At 49.9% G+C, this 407-nt stretch carries 1 pseudogene; it reads right to left on the reverse strand.

Annotated features, from left to right (window positions below):
* Positions 1-358: pseudogene (locus tag HBA93_RS18965) on the reverse strand (chromosome partitioning protein ParB); the annotation flags it as partial.
* Between the last annotated feature and the right edge of the window lie 49 nt (positions 359-407).

A 407-nucleotide genomic window follows, 5' to 3' on the forward strand; every position in this document is an offset into this window, starting at 1 on the left:
GGAAATCATGCTGGGTTTTTTCGCTGGCTTTGCCCCATGTTGAAATCAGCGTGGAAAGCAAAGCCGCCTGCGGGTCAGGTTTGATTGCCTGAGGCCGGTCATCAAGCAACGTAAAGGCACGTTTGACATCCGGCTCATCGCGCAGAGCAATGGCAGCTTGGCGCTGTTTTGTCGGTTCCAACTTGGCCAGTTTCAAAAGCGCTGATTGATTATCAGCAATATCTGTGCCGCGAATTGCAGCACGCACATCTGGATGCAAATAGCGGGAAATCTGATCAAGACGCTTGACTGCTTTGGGATGCAAACCCAGACGCATAGCTACGGTTTCAGAAAATGTGCCTTCGTATAACGGGGACAACTTGTCCTCGTTTTTCGGTCTTCCACCTTTTGAATTAATAGTTCCGTGC

It is taken from the genome of Ochrobactrum sp. SFR4, from assembly GCF_019730395.1.
Lineage (GTDB): Bacteria > Pseudomonadota > Alphaproteobacteria > Rhizobiales > Rhizobiaceae > Pseudochrobactrum.